Source organism: Deltaproteobacteria bacterium IMCC39524 (assembly GCA_029667085.1).
GTDB lineage: Bacteria > Desulfobacterota > Desulfuromonadia > Desulfuromonadales > BM103 > M0040.
The window spans coordinates 125123-146338 of the sequence record JARUHJ010000004.1 but is presented as its reverse complement, the minus strand read 5'-3'; the positions used below and the strand labels follow the sequence as shown (position 1 = coordinate 146338).

General features: G+C 51.7%; 20 protein-coding genes and 1 riboswitch. Of the genes, 9 read left to right on the top strand and 11 right to left on the bottom strand.

The genetic code is table 11. The annotated features are described in order from the left end of the window. From P9J64_11180 to P9J64_11165, 4 genes are all read left to right on the top strand, one after another. On the top strand, positions 1–1116 hold the full coding sequence (locus tag P9J64_11180) for a radical SAM protein (GenBank protein ID MDG5468881.1): 1116 nt from the start codon (positions 1–3) through the stop codon (positions 1114–1116). 89 nt (positions 1117–1205) lie between these two features. Next, a complete protein-coding gene (gene hemE / locus P9J64_11175) occupies positions 1206–2243 on the top strand; it encodes a uroporphyrinogen decarboxylase (GenBank protein ID MDG5468880.1) in 1038 nt (345 codons plus the stop codon). 25 nt (positions 2244–2268) lie between these two features. Further along, positions 2269–3282, top strand: coding sequence for a ferrochelatase (hemH, locus tag P9J64_11170; protein ID MDG5468879.1), 1014 nt, complete (start codon positions 2269–2271; stop codon positions 3280–3282). After that, positions 3279–3461, top strand: a complete 183-nt coding sequence (locus P9J64_11165; GenBank protein MDG5468878.1) for a hypothetical protein — start codon at positions 3279–3281, stop codon at positions 3459–3461. Before hemH ends, P9J64_11165 begins: the two co-directional genes overlap by 4 nt. 106 nt (positions 3462–3567) lie before the next feature. Here the strand turns inward: P9J64_11165 and P9J64_11160 are convergent, their stop codons facing one another. The 3 genes from P9J64_11160 to P9J64_11150 form a co-directional block, all read right to left on the bottom strand. After that, positions 3568–4449, bottom strand: a complete 882-nt coding sequence (locus P9J64_11160; GenBank protein ID MDG5468877.1) for a DnaJ C-terminal domain-containing protein — start codon at positions 4447–4449, stop codon at positions 3568–3570. A gap of 137 nt (positions 4450–4586) precedes the next feature. Then, the gene (locus P9J64_11155; protein MDG5468876.1) at positions 4587–5381 is read right to left on the bottom strand and encodes a lysophospholipid acyltransferase family protein; all 795 of its coding nucleotides are present in this window, start codon (positions 5379–5381) and stop codon (positions 4587–4589) included. A gap of 13 nt (positions 5382–5394) precedes the next feature. Next, the gene (locus P9J64_11150) at positions 5395–6549 is read right to left on the bottom strand and encodes an MFS transporter (protein MDG5468875.1); all 1155 of its coding nucleotides are present in this window, start codon (positions 6547–6549) and stop codon (positions 5395–5397) included. A 179-nt stretch (positions 6550–6728) separates the two neighbouring features. On the opposite strand from P9J64_11150, the gene P9J64_11145 reads away from it, so the two are divergent. Beyond that, positions 6729–7151 (top strand): thioesterase family protein, encoded by a 423-nt coding sequence (locus tag P9J64_11145; GenBank protein MDG5468874.1) that lies wholly within the window; start codon positions 6729–6731, stop codon positions 7149–7151. Between the two features lie 190 nt (positions 7152–7341). Here the strand turns inward: P9J64_11145 and P9J64_11140 are convergent, their stop codons facing one another. The 5 genes from P9J64_11140 to P9J64_11120 form a co-directional block, all read right to left on the bottom strand. Then, positions 7342–7947, bottom strand: coding sequence for a hypothetical protein (locus P9J64_11140; GenBank protein MDG5468873.1), 606 nt, complete (start codon positions 7945–7947; stop codon positions 7342–7344). A 267-nt stretch (positions 7948–8214) separates the two neighbouring features. Beyond that, positions 8215–8289: riboswitch (cyclic di-GMP riboswitch) on the bottom strand. A gap of 217 nt (positions 8290–8506) precedes the next feature. After that, on the bottom strand, positions 8507–9028 hold the full coding sequence (locus P9J64_11135; protein MDG5468872.1) for a dCMP deaminase family protein: 522 nt from the start codon (positions 9026–9028) through the stop codon (positions 8507–8509). Positions 9029–9165: 137 nt separating this feature from the next. After that, the gene (locus P9J64_11130) at positions 9166–9855 is read right to left on the bottom strand and encodes an NrdJb (GenBank protein MDG5468871.1); all 690 of its coding nucleotides are present in this window, start codon (positions 9853–9855) and stop codon (positions 9166–9168) included. A 19-nt stretch (positions 9856–9874) separates the two neighbouring features. Continuing rightward, the gene (locus tag P9J64_11125; protein ID MDG5468870.1) at positions 9875–12025 is read right to left on the bottom strand and encodes an adenosylcobalamin-dependent ribonucleoside-diphosphate reductase; all 2151 of its coding nucleotides are present in this window, start codon (positions 12023–12025) and stop codon (positions 9875–9877) included. Positions 12026–12403: 378 nt separating this feature from the next. After that, positions 12404–12925 carry a C40 family peptidase gene (locus P9J64_11120; GenBank protein ID MDG5468869.1) on the bottom strand — a complete coding sequence of 174 codons (522 nt, stop codon included), beginning with the start codon at positions 12923–12925 and terminating at the stop codon, positions 12404–12406. A gap of 175 nt (positions 12926–13100) precedes the next feature. Between P9J64_11120 and pepN the strand changes: the two genes are divergently transcribed. The 4 genes from pepN to P9J64_11100 all read left to right on the top strand — a co-directional run bounded on the left by pepN (position 13101) and on the right by P9J64_11100 (position 19280). After that, positions 13101–15740, top strand: coding sequence for an aminopeptidase N (gene pepN, locus P9J64_11115; GenBank protein MDG5468868.1), 2640 nt, complete (start codon positions 13101–13103; stop codon positions 15738–15740). A gap of 75 nt (positions 15741–15815) precedes the next feature. Beyond that, on the top strand, positions 15816–16748 hold the full coding sequence (locus tag P9J64_11110; protein MDG5468867.1) for an SDR family oxidoreductase: 933 nt from the start codon (positions 15816–15818) through the stop codon (positions 16746–16748). Positions 16749–16833: 85 nt separating this feature from the next. Continuing rightward, positions 16834–18243: a protoporphyrinogen oxidase gene (gene hemG / locus P9J64_11105; GenBank protein ID MDG5468866.1), complete on the top strand. Its 1410-nt coding sequence runs from the start codon at positions 16834–16836 to the stop codon at positions 18241–18243. 125 nt (positions 18244–18368) lie between these two features. Next, positions 18369–19280, top strand: coding sequence for an exopolyphosphatase (locus P9J64_11100; GenBank protein ID MDG5468865.1), 912 nt, complete (start codon positions 18369–18371; stop codon positions 19278–19280). A 28-nt stretch (positions 19281–19308) separates the two neighbouring features. Here the strand turns inward: P9J64_11100 and P9J64_11095 are convergent, their stop codons facing one another. The 3 genes from P9J64_11095 to P9J64_11085 form a co-directional block, all read right to left on the bottom strand. Continuing rightward, positions 19309–19686, bottom strand: coding sequence for a hypothetical protein (locus P9J64_11095; GenBank protein ID MDG5468864.1), 378 nt, complete (start codon positions 19684–19686; stop codon positions 19309–19311). Positions 19687–19777: 91 nt separating this feature from the next. Next, the gene (locus P9J64_11090) at positions 19778–20389 is read right to left on the bottom strand and encodes a hypothetical protein (GenBank protein ID MDG5468863.1); all 612 of its coding nucleotides are present in this window, start codon (positions 20387–20389) and stop codon (positions 19778–19780) included. A gap of 98 nt (positions 20390–20487) precedes the next feature. After that, positions 20488–21168: a methyltransferase gene (locus P9J64_11085; protein MDG5468862.1), complete on the bottom strand. Its 681-nt coding sequence runs from the start codon at positions 21166–21168 to the stop codon at positions 20488–20490. Between the last annotated feature and the right edge of the window lie 48 nt (positions 21169–21216).

Sequence of the window (21216 nt, the reverse complement as noted above, 5' to 3'; positions counted from 1 at the left end):
ATGGCGCCAAAAGAAGAGTATATCCCTAAATGGATTGCCTGGGAGTCGACCCAGCGATGCAATTTAAACTGTGTACACTGCCGCTGTTCCTCCGATATGGATGCGGCTGTTGGCGATTTTAATACCGAAGAGGCCTTCAAGCTGATTGACGACATCTGTGAGGTCAGCCAGCCGGTCATGGTCCTCTCTGGCGGAGAGCCTTTGTTGCGTAAGGATATCTTTGAAATTGCCCGTTATGGTACCAGCAAAGGTCTGCGAATGTGCATGGCCACCAACGGCACCCTGATCACGGATGAAGTCTGCCAGCAGATGATTGAAGCCGACATCAAGATGGTCTCCTTGTCTCTTGATGGCTCAACCGCTGAAATTCATGATGACTTCCGTGCCTGCCCGGGAGCCTTTGACGGTGTGGTGCGAGCTGCAGAAATCCTTAATCGAAACGGCATCAAGTTCCTGATCAACTCTTCGTTTACCAAGCGTAATCAGAAGGACATCGGTGCCACTTTCAAGGTGGCTAAAGAGCTTGGCGCAACAGCCTGGTATATGTTCATGATTGTACCGACCGGGCGTGGCGAAGATATTATGAACGAACTGGTTTCCAAGGAAGATTACGAGGAGATCCTGTCCTGGCACTATCAACAGGAGAAGGGGGAGGATGAGATCCTGATGCGCCCGACCTGCGCCCCGCATTACTATCGCGTTGTGCCGCAGATGGCCAAAGCCGAAGGCGTTGATTTCAAGCGGCGCAGCCTGACCTTCTCCACCGGCGGCGGCAAAGGCTGTATCGCTGCCCAGACCATCTGCCTGATAGATTGCTTCGGTAATCTCAAGCCCTGTTCCTACTTCCATTCCTCGGTCGGCAATGTTAAACAGGTGCCGTTCAAGGATCTCTGGTTCAACAGCAAGACTTTCAACGACCTTCGCAATTTCAAAAAGTACAAGGGCAAATGCGGGGAGTGCGAGTTCATCAACGTCTGTGGTGGTTGCCGCGCACGTGCCGATGCTGTTTACGGCGATTACATGGCAGAGGAGCCTTTCTGCAATTACCTGCCGCCGCGTACTTTGAAGCGTATGGAAAAAGAAGCGGCTGAAAATGCTGCAAAAGAAAAATCTTAAGAGACCAAAACGTATAACGTGAAAAGTGACTGGTCGTAATCTTTCACGTTTCACATTTCACTTTTCACGATAATTTCAGGAGGATTTTCATGTCTCAAGAATACACGTTCATCAAGGCTTGCTGGGGCCAGCCAACTGACTATGTTCCCGTATGGCTGATGCGCCAGGCTGGTCGCTACCTGCAATGCTACAAGGATGTCCGCGCCAAGGGCGGCGGCACCTTTCTCGATCTCTGCAAAGACCCCGCCCGCGCTGCGGAAGTCACCATCCAGCCGATCGATATCCTCGATGCTGATGCAGCGATCCTTTTCTCAGATATCCTGACACCGATTGAGCCGATGGGGATGAAACTTGATTTCGTTCCGGGGCCTGTCTTTGAAGACCCGATTCGCACCGCTGCTGATGTTGATGCTCTAGTGGTACCTGAGGATATGAGCCAGGCGGTCTCTTATGTGCCGGCCATTATCAAGCGTCTGCGGGTTGCCTTTGAAGGCCGCGTACCTCTGATCGGTTTTGGCGGCGCGCCTTTTACTCTCGCCTGTTACATGGTCGAAGGTAAAGGCAGCAAGGACTTTGCATCTCTCAAGCAGATGATGTATTCGGACTTCCCGCTTTACGATGCCCTGATGAAGAAGATCACCGAGATGGATCGGCGCTACCTCAACATGCAGATCGAAGCCGGTGCCCAGGCCATCCAGATTTTCGATACCTGGGGTGGTCTGCTGGCACCTCACGATTACGAGCGCTATATCCTTCCTTACGTCAAGGAGCTGATCAACGGCCTCAACCGTGACGGTATCCCGGTCATTTACTTCGTCAAAAATGGCGGTACCATGCTCGAATTGGTTAAGGAAGCTGGCGCCGATGTGCTTGGTCTCGACTGGCACGTCAACCTCGGTAAGGCTCGTGACATCATCGGCCCCGATGTTGCCGTACAGGGCAACCTCGACCCGACCGTGCTCTATGCTCCGAAGGATCACATTGAGCGTGAGGTGCAGCGCATTCTCGATGAGAACGCTGGTCGTCCTGGCTTCATCTTCAATCTTGGCCATGGCATCCTGCCGACGGTTCCACCTGAGAACGCCATCCATATGGTTGAATGTGTTCACCGCTTGAGTGGTAAATAAACGCACGGAAAGAGGGACGTGGAACGTGGAAAACCAGCCCCCAGCCGCCAATCCCCAACCCCGGGTTTCTCTTGAGAAACCCGCGGGTTTAGTTCTTCTGAATATGGGCGGACCCGACTCGTTAAGAGCGGTCCGCCCGTTTCTCTATAACCTCTTCTCTGATCGGGATCTGATCCAGTTGCCGGCAGGCGCACTGCTGCAAAAGCCCTTTGCTTTCATGATCAGTGCGCTGCGTGCACCGAAGGTCAAGGTCAACTATGCGTCAATCGGTGGCAAATCTCCACTGCTGGAGTGGACTGAAAAACAGGCTGCGGGGGTTGCTCGTGAACTTGGTGATCAGGTCAAGCCGTTCGTAGCTATGCGCTACTGGCAACCTCGTGCCGAGGAGAGTCTGCGGCGCATGAAACAGGAGGGCATTACGCAGGCCATTGTCCTTTCCATGTACCCGCACTATACCAGCGCCACCACGGGTAGCAGTATCAAGGATTTTGAAGCCGCCGCATCACGGGTTTACCCGGAACTTGAATATACGATCATTCGTGAATGGTACGATTGGCCCGCTTATCTTGATGCCCTGGCTAGCCGGATACGAGAAGGGCTGGAAAAGTTCCACGAACTTTCCCGTGATGAAATCCCGATTCTTTTCTCTGCACATGCCTTGCCGCAGAAGTTTATTGATGAAGGAGATCCCTACCTCGACCATGTAACCTCTACGGTGCGAGGGGTGATGGAGCGTTTCCCCGATCATCCCTGGAGGCTCGGCTTTCAGAGTCGTAGCGGGCCGGTGCAGTGGATGGAGCCCGACACCCTGGAAGTTCTCGACCAACTTGGTGCAGAACAAGCTCCCGGCGCCTTGATCGTGCCGATCTCTTTCGTGTCGGATCATATCGAAACACTGCAGGAGATTGATTTCGAGTTTCGCATGCACGCAGAGGAGGTTGGTTTGCCGCGCTTTGAAAGAACCCCTTCACTCAATGATAACCAGGACTTTATAGAGTCTCTGGCGGCATTGGTGCGTAATCATCTGGAGCAAAAATGATGATAACCTGTCGACATTGTGGCACAGAGTTTGATCCCGACAATCTGCCGGACGACGCGTCGGTTCAGGCGGGCCTGATCCTGGCTGAAGAGCAATACGGTGATGCAGGCGAAGTCTGTGCAAACTGTTTGTCCAGCCGTGGGCGATTATCGATGATGTACGATCCAAGTTGCCATTAAAAACTGCAGCGCATTGCGAGTTGCGTGTGGCGAAAAAAACTAACGACCAGGGCATTTCTGCCCTGGCCGTTTTTATTTGTATTTCTCGCCACATAATATTCGCGTTTTAGACCCCTTGATCTCTAAGCTTCTCTATCAACACCTTCTGCTCCTCGCTCAGCAACTGTGGTACCTCAATGTCAATGACAGCATAGAGGTCACCGTTTGTATCCCCTGCCCGGCCAGGCACACCGAAGCCTTTGAGCCTGATCTTGCTGCCATTCTGTGTGCCTGGCTTCACTTTGATGCGCTTACTATCCTCAAGCGTTTCTACGGTGACCGTGGTGCCGAGACATGCCCCGGTGAATGGGATTTTGACGGTTGTATAAAGGTTTTTGTCCTCGCGGCGAAAACGGGTGTCTTTGCTGACGTTGATCTCCAACATCAGGTCGCCGTTCTGCCCGCCGTTCGGGCTGGCCGCTCCTTTGCCGGAGATACGCAGCTTCTGCCCTGGTTCTACACCGGGCGGAATGCGCACCTGTAACTGCTCGCTCTGACCGTTGCGCTCGAGATCGACCCGTCTTTCTCCGCCGAGGATTGCCTGGCGAAACGGGATCGTGATTCGCATCAGGTAGTCCTGGCCCTTTCTGGGTCGTGGGCGGTGATGTCCCCCTCTGCCACCGAATATTTGGCTGAAGACGTCGTCTCCACCACCACCGAAGCCGAACTCACGAAAGATGTCTCCGAAGTCTGCATTGCGGAAAATATCTTCCTGAGAAAAGCGCTGATGGAAGGCCGCGTCGCCATACTGGTCGTATTGCTGCTTCTTCTCAGCATCAGAGAGGACCGCATAGGCTTCGGAAATTTCCTTGAAGCGTTCTTCGGCCTTTTTGTCATCCGGGTTTTTGTCGGGATGATATTTCAGTGCCAGTTTACGGTAGGCTTTTTTAATCTGGTCGGCCGTTGCGTTTTTCTCGATACCGAGCACAGCATAGTAATCTGAGGCCATGATTCTTCCTTAGTGAATGTTCTTTGGCTGGTCAATATAGTGACGGCTAGGCGGAACGTCAAGAGCGTCACAAAAGGATTGGCCCTGAATAGGTGCTGTCCCGGTTTTGAACGTGAGAAGATCTGTCGCCTGTGGCTTTAAGCCTCTGCTCGCCATCTCTTGAGATGGCTTTGAATGAAGTCAACAATACGCTGCTGTTCCTCTTGCCCTTTGCCCGTTATTTCCATCGGCTCACCAAAGGCAAAGTGAATGGTTCGGGAAGGAATGATCGGCCCGAAATCCTTGACCATTTTGCCCGCTGACCAGGCCCATGTCAGAAGCGCGACGGGAATAACAATGGCCCCGGTTCTTTGAGCAAGCTTGACACCGATGCTGTTAAATTTCTTCGGGTCGAAGTCAACCGTTCGCGTGTGCTGGGGAAAGATTATCAGATTGCGACCCTGATCCAGGCGTTTCGCCCCTTCTTCCATGACAACCTTGAGGTCATCGCGAGGATTGACCCGGTCAACGACGACAGGATCCCTGGTTTTTACAATATTGCCGAAGATCGGATAATCAACCAGGCTGCGCTTGATAACATAGTCGAGATCACGGCTCTGCGGCATGATCAGCGATGGCAGCACAAAGGTTTCGAGGGTGCTCATGTGGTTGCCGATAAAAATGATGGGGCGATCGATGCCCTGGATATGTTCAATACCGGTCACTTCAAAGTGGCAGCCGGTTTTCTCCAGAGCTTCAACGGTGGCTGCGCTGCTGTTATGCCAGTCAACAGAGTCGTAATTGCCACGTTTGGCTGCTGAGCTTGCCTTGTATACGATTGAAATCGCCCTGATGTAGAAAGAGAGCGTTGGCAGCAATTTGCTCAGAAAGCCTATCTTGCGTTCGGGGGAGCGATATTCTGTTCCTTGGTAAAATCCCTTGATCTTGTCCATGACACCTTCTTTTTCAGTTGCAAGAGTCCGGTCTGTGAAATCGGAAAATGATCAGTGCGATCGTCATGCTTAATCCGGCACAGAGAAAGAGGACGTTGAGTCCAAACCACTCGCCAATATAGCCCAATATCAATGATCCTGCAAAGATTCCCGAATCAATTCCGCCGGTAAAGATTCCAGTTGCTTTGCCGCGGATTGAAGATCTCTCGTCACGTACAGCCATGGTGTTCAGAAGGGGGAAAAGCAGGCCATGACCGATTCCGGAGAGGATTCCTGCGACGCAGAGTACCGCCTGGTTGTAGGCCAAGGGTAACAGGAAGAGCCCGGCCATGTAGAGCACAATACTGCATGGAAGAATACGGTTTTCACCGAACCTTACAGAGAGCCAGCCGTTGACGAAGCGTATTGTGATTGCTCCACCCGAATAACAGAAAAAGTAAACCGAAATAAAGCCGAGGTTGCGTTCTTCTGCCAGGGGTGCAACGAAGTTTCCTGATCCCGCAAGGCCGACTCCGAACAGCAGAGAGATGAGGCCTACGACGATAAACTTCTCCCGCCTGAAGAGTCCGAAGAAGGTGGTGGGGTCGCTTTCTTTCTCTCCTGTAGGGGCACTCTCTTTAAGCGGTTGATGAATGATCAGGGAAATGCCAGACAGGATGCCTGCCACAATAAAGAGGCCGGCAAAACCGAAATGTTCAAGCATGATTTCCGCTAAGATCGGACCTATGGCTATGCCGATCAAACCGGAGATGCCGAACATGCCGATGCCCTCGTTAAGTCGATCTCGAGGCAGGATGTCAGCCATAAAGGTGAACACGGATGTAAAGCAGATTGCCAAACCGACACCATGCAAGGCTCTCAAGAGTAAAAAAGGCGGGTAGGCCGTGCCAAGAGGGTCTTGAATGCCGAGATACAAGAAGGGCGAGGCGAGCATGAGGATGCTGCCCAGGGTGTAACTGCGCTTGCGGCCGATGCGGTCGATCATCTCCGCAACCCAGGGGCGACTGATTGCCGAGGCCAGGGCAAAAATACCCATGACCACGCCAATGTCACCCTGGTTGCCACCGTGCTCGAGAATGTAGAGCGGTAAGAGAAAGAAAGCGCTGAAGCTGGCTGTATGGCAGAGGTTGGCCAGTGCCATGGCCCAGAATGCGGGAGTGTAGAGCATCGTAGTCTATTCGTTTCCTGTTGATTTGGCGGTCATTCTGACTTGCCGCCCTAGGAGAGTCAAGGGCAATCAAGGGGAACGCTGTGGTCTTCTTTTCTCCTGTTGATAGATGCGGAAAACACGCTAGGATTATTGATAATCAAAACATGCTCAATCAATTGCAAATTTTAGGAGTTGCTATGAAAGAGACGCTGCAAAAGGGCCTGACCTTTACCCATAGTTATAAGGTTCCCAATGACAAAACCGTACCCTACGTCTTTCAGGAGTCAGATCTTTTCCAGTCCATGCCGCCGGTTTTCGCTACCGCGTTTATGGTCGGCCTTATGGAGTGGGCGTGTATGGAAGCATTGCGACCCTACATGAATGAAGGTGAGATCAGTCTTGGTACAAATGTCTGTGTGACTCATGCTGCAGCAACACCGCCCGGGATGGAGGTCAAGGTTGAAGTGACCTTGCTCGAAGTCAATGGCGCAAGGACCAAGTGGTCGATCGTTGCCAGGGATGAGCAAGACCTGATCGGGGAGGGCACGCATGAGAGATTTTCTATTGATGGCAAGAAGTTTGGGGAGATTGTCGCAAAGAAGGCTGGTGGTTCTTTATGACGCTTGAAGAACTCTTTGTGTAGACATAGGTCCTTGATCTGGCAGGCAGTGTCAGGTTTTGTCCCTTGCAATCCGCATGCTGAATATCCCCAGGTAATGTAAGAAGGAGTTGCCGCCGGATTTAAAGTAAGACGATAGGCAAGACAAATCCCTGACAGTCGAATGCAAAGGTTGAGGGCTTTTCTGCTTACTAATAACTAACGACTTCAATTTGAGGTTGATATGTAAAGCTTAATCCCGGGTTTCTGAAAAAACCTTCCTCGACAGTGTCTACTGTATAGCCTTCTCCTGTTTCTGTTACATTAATAACTTCGGCATTAATATCGATCACATCGGCATTGTTGTCATTCTGTGATACAGAAAATCTAATTAATTCCTGGTTATCTTTTTCAAGTTTTTTTGCATTGTCAAAGTCAAGGGTGATCCACTTGTTAGAGCCTGCGGGCTGACTTTCGAACTCGATACAGACTTTGTTCAAAAGGTTTGATTGGTCATAATAGACGTTTCGCATGTTGCGGTTATAATAATCTTCTTCACCTCTGAATATGTTAGTTCTTTGGTATTTTACACATACGTCTTCATCTGCCATTATCGCAAAACCTAACTGTATCTTACTAGGGGTTTCAATTGTTCGACGAAGTATAATCTGATTATGTGCATATTTTCCTTCTTCTTGCCGTAAGAATTCTTCGAGATACACTTTTTTCTTGTCAAGATTTACAGATTTAAGCGGCATTTCATACGCTAACACGCTGGTACTTGTCAAAATCAAACAAAGAGTTATTAGATATTTCATGGCCTGTTCCGTGTCAAAAGCAAAGCCTGGCTTCAACTCGTCAAAGCAACTGCAACTATTGGTAAGACGTGTTTAAAATAACTTTGCAAGCTTGCCCTTTAATTTAAGGAATTAAGAAGCATCGCCATCAAGGCATTGTGCTTAGTTTCAAAGCGACGACTAAATTGTTGTTGAATTGAACGTCTTGCTGATTTATCTGTACCTACAAAAAAAGCCTATCTCCGATAGTGAAGATAGACGTTTAGGTGTTGTTGCCCCTAACTCCTCTTCGGTAGCTGGGCTGTCACGGTGTGACCCCTAGCTTTGCGTCACTAGGTCGCCCTAGCTTTGCTATTATCGGAGAGTTAACGGTAGCTAAGATATACTATTTCGAAAATCAGGTCAAGTTGGCACAGGATTTATCTTTTTTGCCCTCTCACGCTGATTTGAAGCGTTATGGATTGGACGAAGCACAAAATTCTCACTGTTCCTGACAAATGATAAAAGTTGTAAAATAGGGCAACTTTGAACATGGCTAAACCTTACACTGTGTGTAAGATCAGATATGAGTTAGTAAACTTTATGCGCAGGGGCCAAGAGGCACATTCCCAACCAGAAATTCCTTGTCAATAACCTCTTTCAGATAATTCTTCTGATCAATGACCCTGGTCACTACATTGCCTTCGCCAAGAACAATCAGCGATCTTTCAAACCCTTGTCCCCAGTTGCTGTCTGCAAGGTCGGGTTCGAAGCAGACAATTGTGCTGATTCCTGCTTGTACGATGGCTTTGGCACATTCGATACAGGGATACCAGGGGATGTAGAGGGTGCAGCTTTTGGTTGAAACGCCAAGCATCGCCGCGTTGTAGATAGCATTGCGCTCCGCATGAGAGACCCACAGGTACTTCTCGCCGTTGCTGGCTTCATGGCGTTCTTCAACATCGTCGTTAACGCCGCGGGGAATCCCGTTGTAGCCGGTTGAGCGGATCTCATTGTCGGGGCCGACAATGACGGCGCCCACCTTGCGACCCCGGTCTTTGCTCCAGGTCGCGATAAATTGAGCCAGGGCCATCCAGCGAACGTCCCAGTTAGAACTCGTCATGATCTTCTCCTCAAGCAAAGGCAAAGACCTTCTCTCAACGCAGAGACGCGGAGGCGCAGAGGCGCAGAGAATAGAAGCGTTCTCTGCGCCCGTTGCTTCTTTGCGTTAAAATGTTTTTTGCTTCAGGGCCTTTGCTTTTAACCACACTTGGAGTCGCCGCAGTTCAGGCAGGTCAGGCAGCCGTCCATGATGATGACAGCCTTGGCGACGCACTTGGCGCACAGTTTGGCGTCTGCAGGGAAGTTGCCGTTATCTTCACCTTTGGCTTTCCCCTTGAGATTGTCGTATTCGGCACGCTTGGCCAGAATCATCTCTCTCTGGGCTGCGGGCATTTTCTCTTCTTTGATCAGGCCGATCATCTTCATGTGGCTTTCCAGGGCGTGACCAATCTCCGCTACGATTGATGGCATAAAGCCACCGCCGCCTGGTTTGAAGTAGCCGCCTTGAGGGTCGAAGACCGCTTTCATCTCATCGACCAGGAAGGTGACGTCACCTCCTTTGCGAAAGACCGCAGAGATAACCCGGGTCAGGGCAACCACCCACTGGAAGTGATCCATGTTTTTCGAGTTGATGAAAATCTCGAAAGGCTGGCGAACTTCGTGCTTCGTGCCATGGTTCAATACCATGTCATTGATGGTGACATAGAGAGCATGCTCACTCTGCGGGGTCTTGATTTTGTAAGTGGCCCCCACCAGCATTTCAGGGCGTTTAACGTTCTCGTGCATGTCCTCAATCTGATTTTTCTCATCCTGGGCGGCCTTCTTGCGCTGCTCATCGAGATTAACGACGTCGTAGCCAACAATCTTCTGTTCAATTTTTTTAGCCATCTTTTTTCTTCCTTAAAATTTACAGCTTACCGTAATAGCCTTCTTTGAGCGCGTCGTACAGGTTCGCCGCTGAATGGGTCTCATTGTCGTATTCGATGTTTTCGTTGCCACGGACTTCGAGCACTGTGCCGTCGTCCAGCGTGAACTGGTAGATCGTGTCCGCCAGATCCTTATCCTTGACCAATACGCCCTGGAAGGCTTCCGGGTTGTAGCGGAAGGTCGTGCAGCCCTTCAAGCCCTGTTCGTAGGCATACATGTAGATGTCCTGAAAATCCTCGTAGGGGTAATCACTGGGGACATTAGCGGTCTTGGAAATGGAAGAGTCAATCCATTTCTGCGCGGCGGCCTGAATGTCGACGTGCTGCTTCGGCGTGACATCTTCCGAGGTGATGAAGTTGTCCGGAAGACGCTCTTCCGGTTTTTTGCTGTCAGGCATCGCATTGGGGTTGATCAGTTCACGATACGCCAGCAGTTCATAGGAAAAGACATCGATCTTCTCTTTGCTCTTCTTGCCCTGGCGGATCAGGTTGCGCGAATAGTGGTGGGCGAAGCTGGGTTCAATACCGTTGGAGGCATTGTTGGCAATGGACAGGGAAATCGTGCCGGTTGGTGCAATGGAGCTGTGATGGGTGAAGCGTGCGCCGACTTCGGCCAGTTCGTCGACAATTGCCGGCGCTACTTTGGCTAGCTGTTGCATGTAACGGCTATAGCGGGCGTGCAAAATCCGTCCAGGTACACGTTGTCCCAGTTTAATACCGTCCGCTGCCATTTCGGGGCGTTTGCGCAACATCTCGGCAGTGACTTCGTACTCTTCCTCGAGAGCCGGTGCGGTACCTTTTTCTTTTGCCAGGGCCACCGCCTGCTGCCAACCGGCCAGGGCCATCTGCAGGGTAACCTCTTCTGTGAAGGCTACGGCGTCGGCATCACCATACTTCATGCCGAGCAGGGTGATTGTCGAGCCAAGCCCCAAATAACCGAGACCGTGACGACGCTTGCCAAAGATTTCGTCCTGTTGCTGTTGCAGTGGCAGACCGTTGATCTCGACGACGTTGTCCAGCATGCGGGTGAAGACAGCGACAACCTCGCGGAAGTGCTCCCAGTTAAAGCTCGCTTCAGGAGTAAAGGGCTGGTCAACAAAACGGGTCAGGTTAATCGAACCGAGCAGGCAGGAGCCGTAGGGAGGCAAGGGTTGTTCGCCACAGGGGTTGGTCGCACGAATTTCTTCGCAGAACCAGTTGTTGTTCATCTCATTGACCTTGTCGATGAGGATGAAACCAGGCTCGGCGAAATCGTAGGTGGATGCCATAATCACATTCCACAGCTGCTTGGCGCGGATAGTACGATAAATCTTGCAGGCAACTTCGCCGACATCGTTCTGCACATAGTCCTTCTTGACGGGCCAGTCTTTCCAGAGAACTTGTGATGGATCCTTCAGGTCCAGTCCGTCGCGTGCCAGTTCCTTGGCCGTCAGAGGAAAACAGAGCGGCCATTCCTGGTCCTGCTTTACCGCTTCCACGAATTCGTTGGTAATCAGAAGAGAAAGGTTGAACTGGCGCAGGCGGCCATCTTCTCGCTTGGCCTTGATAAAATCAACAACATCGGGATGAGAGATATCGAAGGTCGCCATCTGGGCGCCACGCCGGCCGCCGGCTGAAGCGACGGTACGACACATGCTGTCGTAGATATCCATGAAAGACAGCGGCCCGGAGGTGTTGGCTCCGGCGCCGTTGACAAAGGCGTTGCGAGGGCGCAGCGTAGAGAAATCGTAGCCGATGCCGCAACCCGCTTTGAGCGTCAGGCCAGCTTCATGAACCTTGCCCAGAATCTGATCCATCGAGTCCTCAACTGTTGCCGACACAGTACAGTTGATGGTCGATGTGGCAGGCTTGTGTTCGAGAGCCCCTGCGTTAGACGTGATGCGTCCGGCAGGGATAGCGCCGTTCTCCAATGCCCACAGAAATCGTTCGTACCAGTGGGCTTGTTTTGTCTCGTCTTCTTCAACGAGAGACAACGCTTTGGCAACACGCACAAAAGTTGCGTGCAGATCCGCGTCGACAGGTTTGCCTGTTGCATCTTTGAGCCGGTACTTGCTGTCCCAGATGTCCAGCGAAGCTTCCTGCCAGGAGATTTCTGTCGTTTCAATCGGTTTTTTAATCACATTGCCTGCCATTTTTGGTTCCCTCGTTTGTCCCCCGTCGCCCCTCAGGTCGGCTGGAAGCCCTTAGTTTAAGCAGTTTGGACGATAGTCCGGTACTGCGCATAAAGCACTATATGTTGTAGCGGAAGACATTCTACTCTACTACATAATGTTTGGCAAACTGAAATTGATTAGAATTCGAGAAAGTTTCTGCAGAGACCTTCGCTTGAAATTTATGTGCTTATTGTCAGGTGAGTCAGGTGTCTTTTCTGCCCTTTTTAAATATTAGAAATCATTAGGGAAAGTGCGTTGCAGATCAGCCTTTGGCTGGCTTGGGAGGCGTTTTTACCAAGTCTTCCAAGGTAGATTTTATCGCTGGCGGGGCAGGAAGGTCCCTTGATTTCATTAAAGTCAAAATCTTCCGGCGGCTATCAAGCGTTTCTGCCAGTAAGGATTTGCCATGCTGGCATAGCTGACCCCTTTGCCCGAAGAAGGTGAATGGATGAAACGGCTCTGACCCGCGTAGATGCCGACACGGGAAATCTTGTTTGCTGAGAGGGCAAAAAAGACCAGATCGCCGGGTTCGATCTTTTGTGGGTCAATCCTCTGGCTGGCGCGAAAAATTTCCCTCGAGGTGCGTGGTAGCTCTACCCCACTCTGATTGAATGCATATCGTACCAGGCCGCTGCAGTCGAAGCCTCTCGGGTCAGTTCCGCCGTAACGATAGGGGGTGCCGAGCAATTTGCGGGCGACGTCAAGTGCATGTGCGCCTGGACTTTCAATTGCTTTTTCCGGGGAGGGCGACGGTTTCTGGTTGGTCGTAATAGAAGACTCTTGTCCTGTTGGTTGCTGTTTCCCCGTGCAAGCGACAACCAATGTGAACAGTATGAAGAGCAGTGGCCATTTCACTACGTTTTGCATTGCAGGAGACATAAATAGTCCTCGTCTGGCGTTGGCAAAAGCGATTGAAAGGTGAATACGTCATTTCAAGCAAGCATTGTTCCAAGATAATGCTTCTGTGCCAGTGTTTTCAGGGGATTGCCCTTTGCCTGAAGTCTGAAATTGAGGTATCTTCAGAAGACTCTCTGAAAGAAAGCACAGGACTTGAATGAAATCGAAACTGCAAACAATTTATCTTAAAGATTATCGGCCACCGTCATACCTGGTTGAAACGGTCGATCTTCATGTAGAACTCTCACCTGCACAAACCAGAGTTTGCGCGACTATTCAATTTAAAGCCAACCCGGATTGCTCAGAAAAAAGGCCTGATCTGCATCTCCATGGCCGGCAGCTTGAGCTGCTGTCCATAAAGCTCGATGGTCGGGAGTTGACTGCCGGTGAGTACCGGGTTGATAGCGAAGGCCTGACGATTCGGGTTGTGCCGGAACGTTTTGTCCTGGAGACACTGGTCGAGATTAACCCCGAGGGCAATACCGCGTTGGAGGGTCTGTATCGCGCCAGCGAGATTTTCTGTACCCAGTGCGAGGCCCAGGGCTTTCGCAAAATCACCTTCTATCCGGATCGTCCTGATGTCATGGCGCGCTTTACCACGACCCTGGTTGGTGATCTGGAAACCAACCCTGTGCTGCTTGCCAACGGTAACCTGATTGAGTCGGGACAGCTTGATGACGGGCGCCACTATGCAAGATTCGAAGACCCTTTCCCGAAACCGAGTTACCTGTTTGCCCTGGTGGCAGGCAAACTCACCGCTATAGATGATAGCTTCGTCACTATGTCGGGGCGCAAGGTCAGCCTGCAGATCTTTGTCGAGGAGCGGAATCGCTATAAGTGCGAGCATGCCATGCTTTCGTTGAAAAACGCCATGCGCTGGGACGAAGAGGTCTTCGGCCTGGAATACGACCTCGATGAGTACAAGGTGGTCGCGGTTGATGACTTCAACATGGGGGCGATGGAGAACAAGGGGCTGAATGTTTTTAACTCCAAGTACGTTCTGGCCAAAGCTGAGACAGCAACAGATGTTGATTTCCAGGGCATTGAAGGTGTAATCGGTCACGAGTATTTCCATAACTGGACCGGCAACCGGGTCACCTGCCGCGACTGGTTCCAGCTCAGCCTCAAGGAGGGCTTGACGGTCTTCCGTGATCAGGAGTTTTCTGCCGACATGGGGTCGCGGGCGGTCAAGCGGATCGGCGAAGTTCGGCTGTTGCGCAATTTTCAATTCCCCGAAGACGCCGGGCCGATGTCTCATCCCGTGCGTCCCGAATCGTATATCGAGATCAACAATTTCTATACGGCGACGGTCTATAATAAAGGCGCCGAAGTGATTCGCATGTACCAGACCCTGCTTGGTAAAGAAGGCTTTCAGCGGGGCATGAAACTCTACTTTGAACGGCATGACGGACAGGCGGTGACCACTGATGATTTCCTCGCGGCGATGGCGGATGCGACCGGCACTGACTTGAATCAATTCAAGCGTTGGTACAGCCAGGCCGGCACGCCGGTTCTCGATATCGAGGGTCGCTACGATGACGAAGCCAAGACCTTCTGCCTTACGGTACGCCAGTCTTGTCCCGAGACCCCCGAACAGTCTGCAAAGCAGCCTTTACTGATTCCTTTACGGGTCGGTCTGCTGGGACCCGATGGCCAGGACCTGCCTCTGCAACTTGACCATGAGAAAAAAGCACAAATTGGCTCACGAACCCTTAAAGTTTGCGAGGCTGAACAGACCTTCACCTTTGTCAACCTCTCTGTTGCGCCCGTGCCTTCACTGCTGCGTGATTTCTCTGCCCCCGTTAAGGTTCATTATGCTTACGACAGAGAGGCTCTGACTTTCCTCTTTGCCAATGACAGCGACGCTTTCAATCGCTGGGAGGCTGGACAGCGACTGGCGACGGACCTTCTTCTGGAGATGGTCGGTGATATCAGGGCAAAACGGACAGCTGAGGTTCCCGGAGATTTTCTTGCAGCGTTCCGTTCTGCTCTGCAGGACCGGGAGGCGGATCCTGCACTCTTGTCTCTCGCCTTGACCCTGCCGGGCGAAGTGGAGCTTGCCGAAGCCATGGGCGTGGCTGACCCGGGTGCGATTCATGCTGCCCGTCAAACTTTGCGTAAAACTCTGGCGTTGGAGTTACAAGAGGAATTTACCGCGGTTCTCGGAGAAATGCAGGATAATGGCCTCTATTCCTTGACCTCGCAGGCGATCGGTCGCCGCAGCCTGAAGAATCTCTGCCTCGGTTATCTGGCCTTGCTCGATACCCCCTCTATCCAGCAGAACTGCTTCGATCGTTTTGTTGATGCGGACAATATGACGGACCGCATGGCGGCGCTGACCTGCCTGGTCCATAATCGATTGCTCCGTTGGGAAGAAGCTCTTGCTGCTTTCTACCATCAATTTGAGACCGATCCCCTGGTGGTCGATAAATGGTTCACCTTGCAGGCAACCTCGCCGCAAGCGGAGACTCTCACTGAAATAGAGACGTTGATGGCACATCCGGACTTTACCATGCGCAACCCGAACCGGGTGCGTTCCCTGGTTGGTGCTTTTGCCCAGGGTAACCCGGTTCGATTCCATGACCTGTCCGGTGCCGGGTACGCCTTTTTAGCTGACCGGGTGATTGAGCTCGACACACTCAACCCCCAAGTTGCCGCCAGGCTGGTCTCTCCTTTAAGTCGTTGGCGGCGTTACGACAGTGAGCGTCAGGGCATGATGAAAGTTCAGTTGGAGCGTATTCAGCGTCAGGAGAATCTCTCCACGGATGTAGGAGAGATTGTAGGAAAATCGCTTTGACCCTGGTGCAGGGTTAAGGGCACAGAATCTAAGGAAAAAAGCCTAGGACCCAGAACCCTTAACGAATAAGTGACTATGAAAAACACAAACTCATTACCTGATATCCTGATTGTTGGTTGCGGTGATATCGGCGTTCGAGTCGCCCAGTTGGAGAAGCAGGCGGGGCGAAAAGTCTCCGGGCTGGTTCGTTCCGAAGAGGGCGCTGAGCGCTTGCGGAGCTATGGCATCGTGCCGGTCATGGGGACTCTGGATGATTTAACCTCACTCAGTGATCTGCCGACAGGCGGAAAGCTGGTTTACTATTTTGCCCCTCCGACCGGCGGCGGTCCTTTCGACAGCCGCATGCGCAGCTTTTGCCAGGCTGTCGGTGCCGGGCCGTTGCCAGACAAAGTGGTTTATATGAGCACCAGCGGCGTGTATGGTGATTGTGGTGGTGAATGGGTCACCGAGGAGACGCCCCTGAATCCTCAGACCAGCCGCGCGCAACGTCGCGTTGATGCCGAAACCACCTTGCAGGAGTGGGGGCAGGAGCACTCGGTCCCGGTTGTTATCCTCCGGGTGACCGGTATCTATGGCCCTGGTCGGCTCCCACTGGCGAGGATTCAGCAGGGGCACCCGGTGCTGCGAGAGGAAGAATCGCCACCGACCAATCGCATCCATGCCGATGATCTGGCTGTCGTCAGCGTGAAAGCCGCTGAAACAGCCGCTGCTGGTGATGTTTTTAATGTCAGTGACGGCCAGCCGGGAACCATGACACAATATTTCAACCTTGTCTCTGAGTTGCTTGACCTGCCGCCTTTGCCGCAGGTTGATATGGAAGAAGCGAAACGTGTCATGAATCCGATGATGCTTTCTTACCTTACAGAGACCCGGCGCATGGATAACCGTAAGATGATCGATCAGCTTGGCGTCACCTTGAGATATCCGAACCTGGCGGCCGGGTTGAAGAATGTTATTGCGCAACTGGATAAACCGAATATGGGATACTTTGGCTCGATAGGACATTAACGGGAGGTTCAGGGATAAGGGCTCAGGGTGAATGGTTTCCGTTTACCTTAGCCCTGTACCCTTAACCCTATTTCCGGAGTTAATCATGAAAAAAATTGCAATCATTGGTGCCGGCATCTCCGGCTTGAGTACTGCCTTTACCATCGAGCGTCTTGCCAGTGAAGCCGGTCTGGATGTCGAGGTCACGGTTTTCGAGCGAGAGGAGAGAACCGGTGGCAAAATCTGGAGTATCAAGGAAGAGGGTTATCTCTGCGAATGGGGGCCGAACGGCTTTCTTGATAGCAAACCGATGACTCTGGAGCTGTGTGATCAGCTTGGTATTCGGGATCAGCTTGAGCGTTCCAATGATAACGCCCGCAAGCGCTTCATCTACAGTGGCGGAATCCTCAACCGCCTGCCGGAAAACGGACCGATGTTTTTGCAGTCGAAACTGATCAGCTGGCCTGGCAAGATTCGTCTGGCCCAGGAGTTCATCAAGCCCAAGCGCACCGATGGCGTTGATGAAACCCTGGCTGATTTTGCCCGTCGTCGCCTTGGCGCGGAAGCCCTCGACAAATTGATCGGGCCAATGGTTTCGGGGATCTTTGCCGGCAACCCGGAGACTATGAGCCTGAAGAGTTGCTTCCCACGCATTCACGAGCTGGAGCAGGAGTATGGTGGCCTGCTCAGAGCCATGATGCTGCTGGCCAAGAAAAAGAGGGCCGAAGTCAAGGCCGGCAAGCAGGTCGCAAGTGCCGCTGGACCGGGCGGCGTACTGACCTCTTTTGTCGGTGGTATCCAGGAGCTGACTGACGGCACGGTCAGGGGTCTTAAAGGTGAGGTCCGGACCGGTCAGGCTGTTGCCGGTTTGAAAAAGATCGATGGTGGCTGGGAGCTGCGCCTGTCTGACGGTTCTAACTATGATGCCGATGTTGTTGTTTCTGCAGCACCGGCCCATGTCCTCAAAGAGCTGACCTGGTCGGTCGACGGTGAATTGTCTGAACTTCTTGGCGCCATTCCCTACGCACCGATGAACGTGATCTGTTTCGGTTATGAGCAGGAAAAAGTGGCTCGTGACCTGGATGGTTTTGGTTACCTGATCCCGAAGAAAGAGGGCTGTAATATCCTTGGTACGCTGTGGGATTCGAGCATCTTCCCGCAACGTGCACCGGAAGGCCACGTCATGCTGCGTTCCATGATGGGGGGCGCCACGACTCCTGAGGCGATCGATCTGAGCGATGCCGAGGTTAAAGAAAGAACCATGGCTGAGCTCAAGAAGATCATGGGAATAGAGGCAGAACCTGATTTTGTGCGAATCTTTCGTCACCAGCGCGCTATCCCCCAGTATGTTGTCGGCCATGCGGAGCGACTGCTTGCGATAGAGGCGCGCCTGAAGAATCATCCCGGTTTGATCCTGACGGGCAATTCTTTCTTTGGCATCGGTCTCAATGATTGTGTCAATGCGGCATACAAGGCCGGTGACCAGGTTCTCTCCTGTTTGCAGGGTGCGGATTAAACCTGGTTGCAATCGTGCTGCCAGGAAACTTGTTGCGACTTGAGTGTTCTTCTGATACCTGTTGCTTCTTTTAGTGACGCAGTTTTACTAATTACGCTACATACTCTTTAGTTGGAGAAACTTGCATGAGATTGTTGACTCGCTCCGATTTTGACGGCATCTGCTGTGCGGTTCTCTTAAAAGAACTCGGCATGATGGATGAGATGGTCTATGCCCATCCAAAAGACCTTCAAGACGGCAAAATTTCTGTCACAGGGAATGATATCCTGGCCAATGTCCCTTATGTCCCTGGGTGTGGCCTCTGGTTCGATCATCATTCCAGTGAAATTGAACGAAATGACCTTGATGGCCGCTACAAAGGCTCAAGCCAGATGGCACCAAGCGCTGCCCGTGTGATCTGCAATTACTACGGTGCTGAAAAGTTTGAACGGTTTGAAGAGCTTCTCGAGTATGCCGACAAGCTTGACTCCGCGCAGTTGAGCGAAGAGGAGATTCTCAACCCCACCGGCTGGGTTCTCCTCGGTTTCCTCTGTGACCCGCGAACCGGGCTCGGTTATAGCAAGACTTACACTATCAGTAATCTGGCTTATTGCCGTAACCTGGTTGATATGATCGGGGACATGTCGATCGATGAAATCCTGGCTCATCCGGATACGAAGGAACGCACCGACGTCTACTTTGAGAGCACCGAAAAAGCCAAGAGATTTTACAAGACTTGTACCTGGTTAGACGGATCGATCGTTATCTCAGATTTCCGTATTGCCGGCATGGCTCCCCCGTCAAACCGTTTTCTCATCTATTCTCTCTATCCGGAAGCGAACATCTCTATCCGCGTTCTTGATGGTAAAGATGGCAAATTCGTCTCTTTTTCGGTGGGATACAGTGTTCTCAACCGGACGGCAACCGTGGACGTCGGCTCCCTGATGCTTAAATACGGTGGTGGCGGTCACAAGGTGGTGGGAACCTGCCAGGTCCCCTATGAAGAGGCGGAAGACATTCTTCACGAGATGGTTGAGTTTATCAAGTCGACGAGTTGATCGCTCACTAGAAAAAGGTCTCTGTATATCATTGGCTCGCCAACCATACCATGGCTTCTTTTTCATCAGTGAAGCCCATAAATTGCAATCCTCTGTTCATGGAAACATCCTCCCAAAACTTCCAGTGGGAATCGTATTTACTTGGTTCATAAAGAAAAGCGACCTTCACGGCTCGGAGAATAGACGTTCCAAGCAGCGATGACAGTTTTGTTGAAAAGTCATGCGCAGGCATGATGCTCTCAGGCACGCGCAGCTTGCGAGCATCATAGAAGACGTTAAAGTTTAATTGTGCGGCCTTCTCACGGAGGCTTATTGCTAATGCGACAGCCTCTTCAATATTTGGATCACCCTCCAAGCGACAGAAGACAATTTTTCTCTCATTGATTATCTGAGTATTATATTTCATCAACACCCTCTATCTTTCTCCGGAAGCTACCCAAATAAGGGACAGATGTTTTGCATTGTCAGTAAGTTGAGGGGAAAGGAACCTCAACCCTTTAGTGCTTTTTATCCTTGCGACTGACGATAATAAAGGTCAGCATCACTGCCAGGATTAGAGCGGCACCCATCCCCCACATGCTGATCTGTTCAACCTGGCCGCCAACATCCTGCCCCAAGGCGTCGATCTTTGAGCGGGTTTCATCGACCTGCGCTTGTGTTTCAGACAGTGCTTTGTTTGTCTTCTCCTGTACAGAAGAGAATTCAGCCTGCATCTTCTGCAACTGCCCTTGCAGAGCTCTGATTTTGTCAGACTGCTCCACAATCGTGTTGTTTTGAAGAATGAACTGGTCCGTGAGTGAACCTAGTGATTTCGTCATGGGTTCGAGCTCAGCGAGCGCTTGCTTGATTCTCTCTGTTTGAGTTTCAACCACTTGGAGTTGACTTGCAAACTTTTCATTTATGTCAGTTTGCGAGGCTTGCGTTTTGTTGACGAGAAGTTTTAGCTGTTTTTGCTGTTCTTTGAGGGAGGTCTTCTGTTCAACCAGGTCTTTTTGCAGATACCAGATTTTTTCCTGGATGCGTTCAATCTCTGACAGCACAAGTGCCTGCTCGGCGTATAGAGGGGCTGCGAAGAGCAGCAGAAGGAAGAAGAGTTGCAGAGCTTTCAAGATGACCTCCAGTCTTAGGCTTGCTTGTCAATCCAGAATCGTTCCCCGGTCGTTGGCCGAATGGAACAGTAAAAATGTAACCCAAATAGAACAGTAGGTCAAAGGTGAGTTCTATCAATGGACGTGGAAGGTTCAGCCATCAGGAGACGATTCTTGGGTGTGATGTCAGCCGGTATCTGCTGTGTGAAAATCGTGTAACCATGGTTGCGCAAATGCTGAGCCCTGACAACATCTGCGGCCAGTGGACCTTCGAGCCAACCGCTAAGTCCGCCCTGGTCAGCATCTTTCAGGTTGTGGCAACATGGTAGCAGGGCCAGTCGTGCCTGTGCTTTTACGGCCTGCTGTAGAACCAGGTCAGACAAACTCCCGCAAGCGTGAACGGAAACGACAAGGTCCGTGGATTCCAGGACAACTTTCTCCAATGACATTTCGATAAATTCGATCCGACCTTCAAGCCTTGGCCAGCTTTCGAGCAGAGCCTGATAAAGTTTATTGGCCGAGGCGGGGAGAGTGCGATCTACGGCGAGAGCAACCGGTGAGCTATCATCGAGGAGCAGAAGAAGAGCTGCGGCCAAACCATGACCGCACGCCAGGTCAACCACGCGTCCGCTTCGGAAGCGTCGTCTGACTCGTCGGGCAACCTCCCATGCTTCGAATAATTCTTTGCGTGGCAAGCAGCCCGCCTTGCAAACGGCGCGGCCAACTTTGTCGAACAGCGAGTCGCTCGGGAAGAGAAAGGTCTCCTTTTCTGTCAGGCGGTTTCTTGAAGAACGTTTCATAGGATCCGTGGCGGGTGGCGCGGGGCGTGGGGAAGGATTTTAATCTCG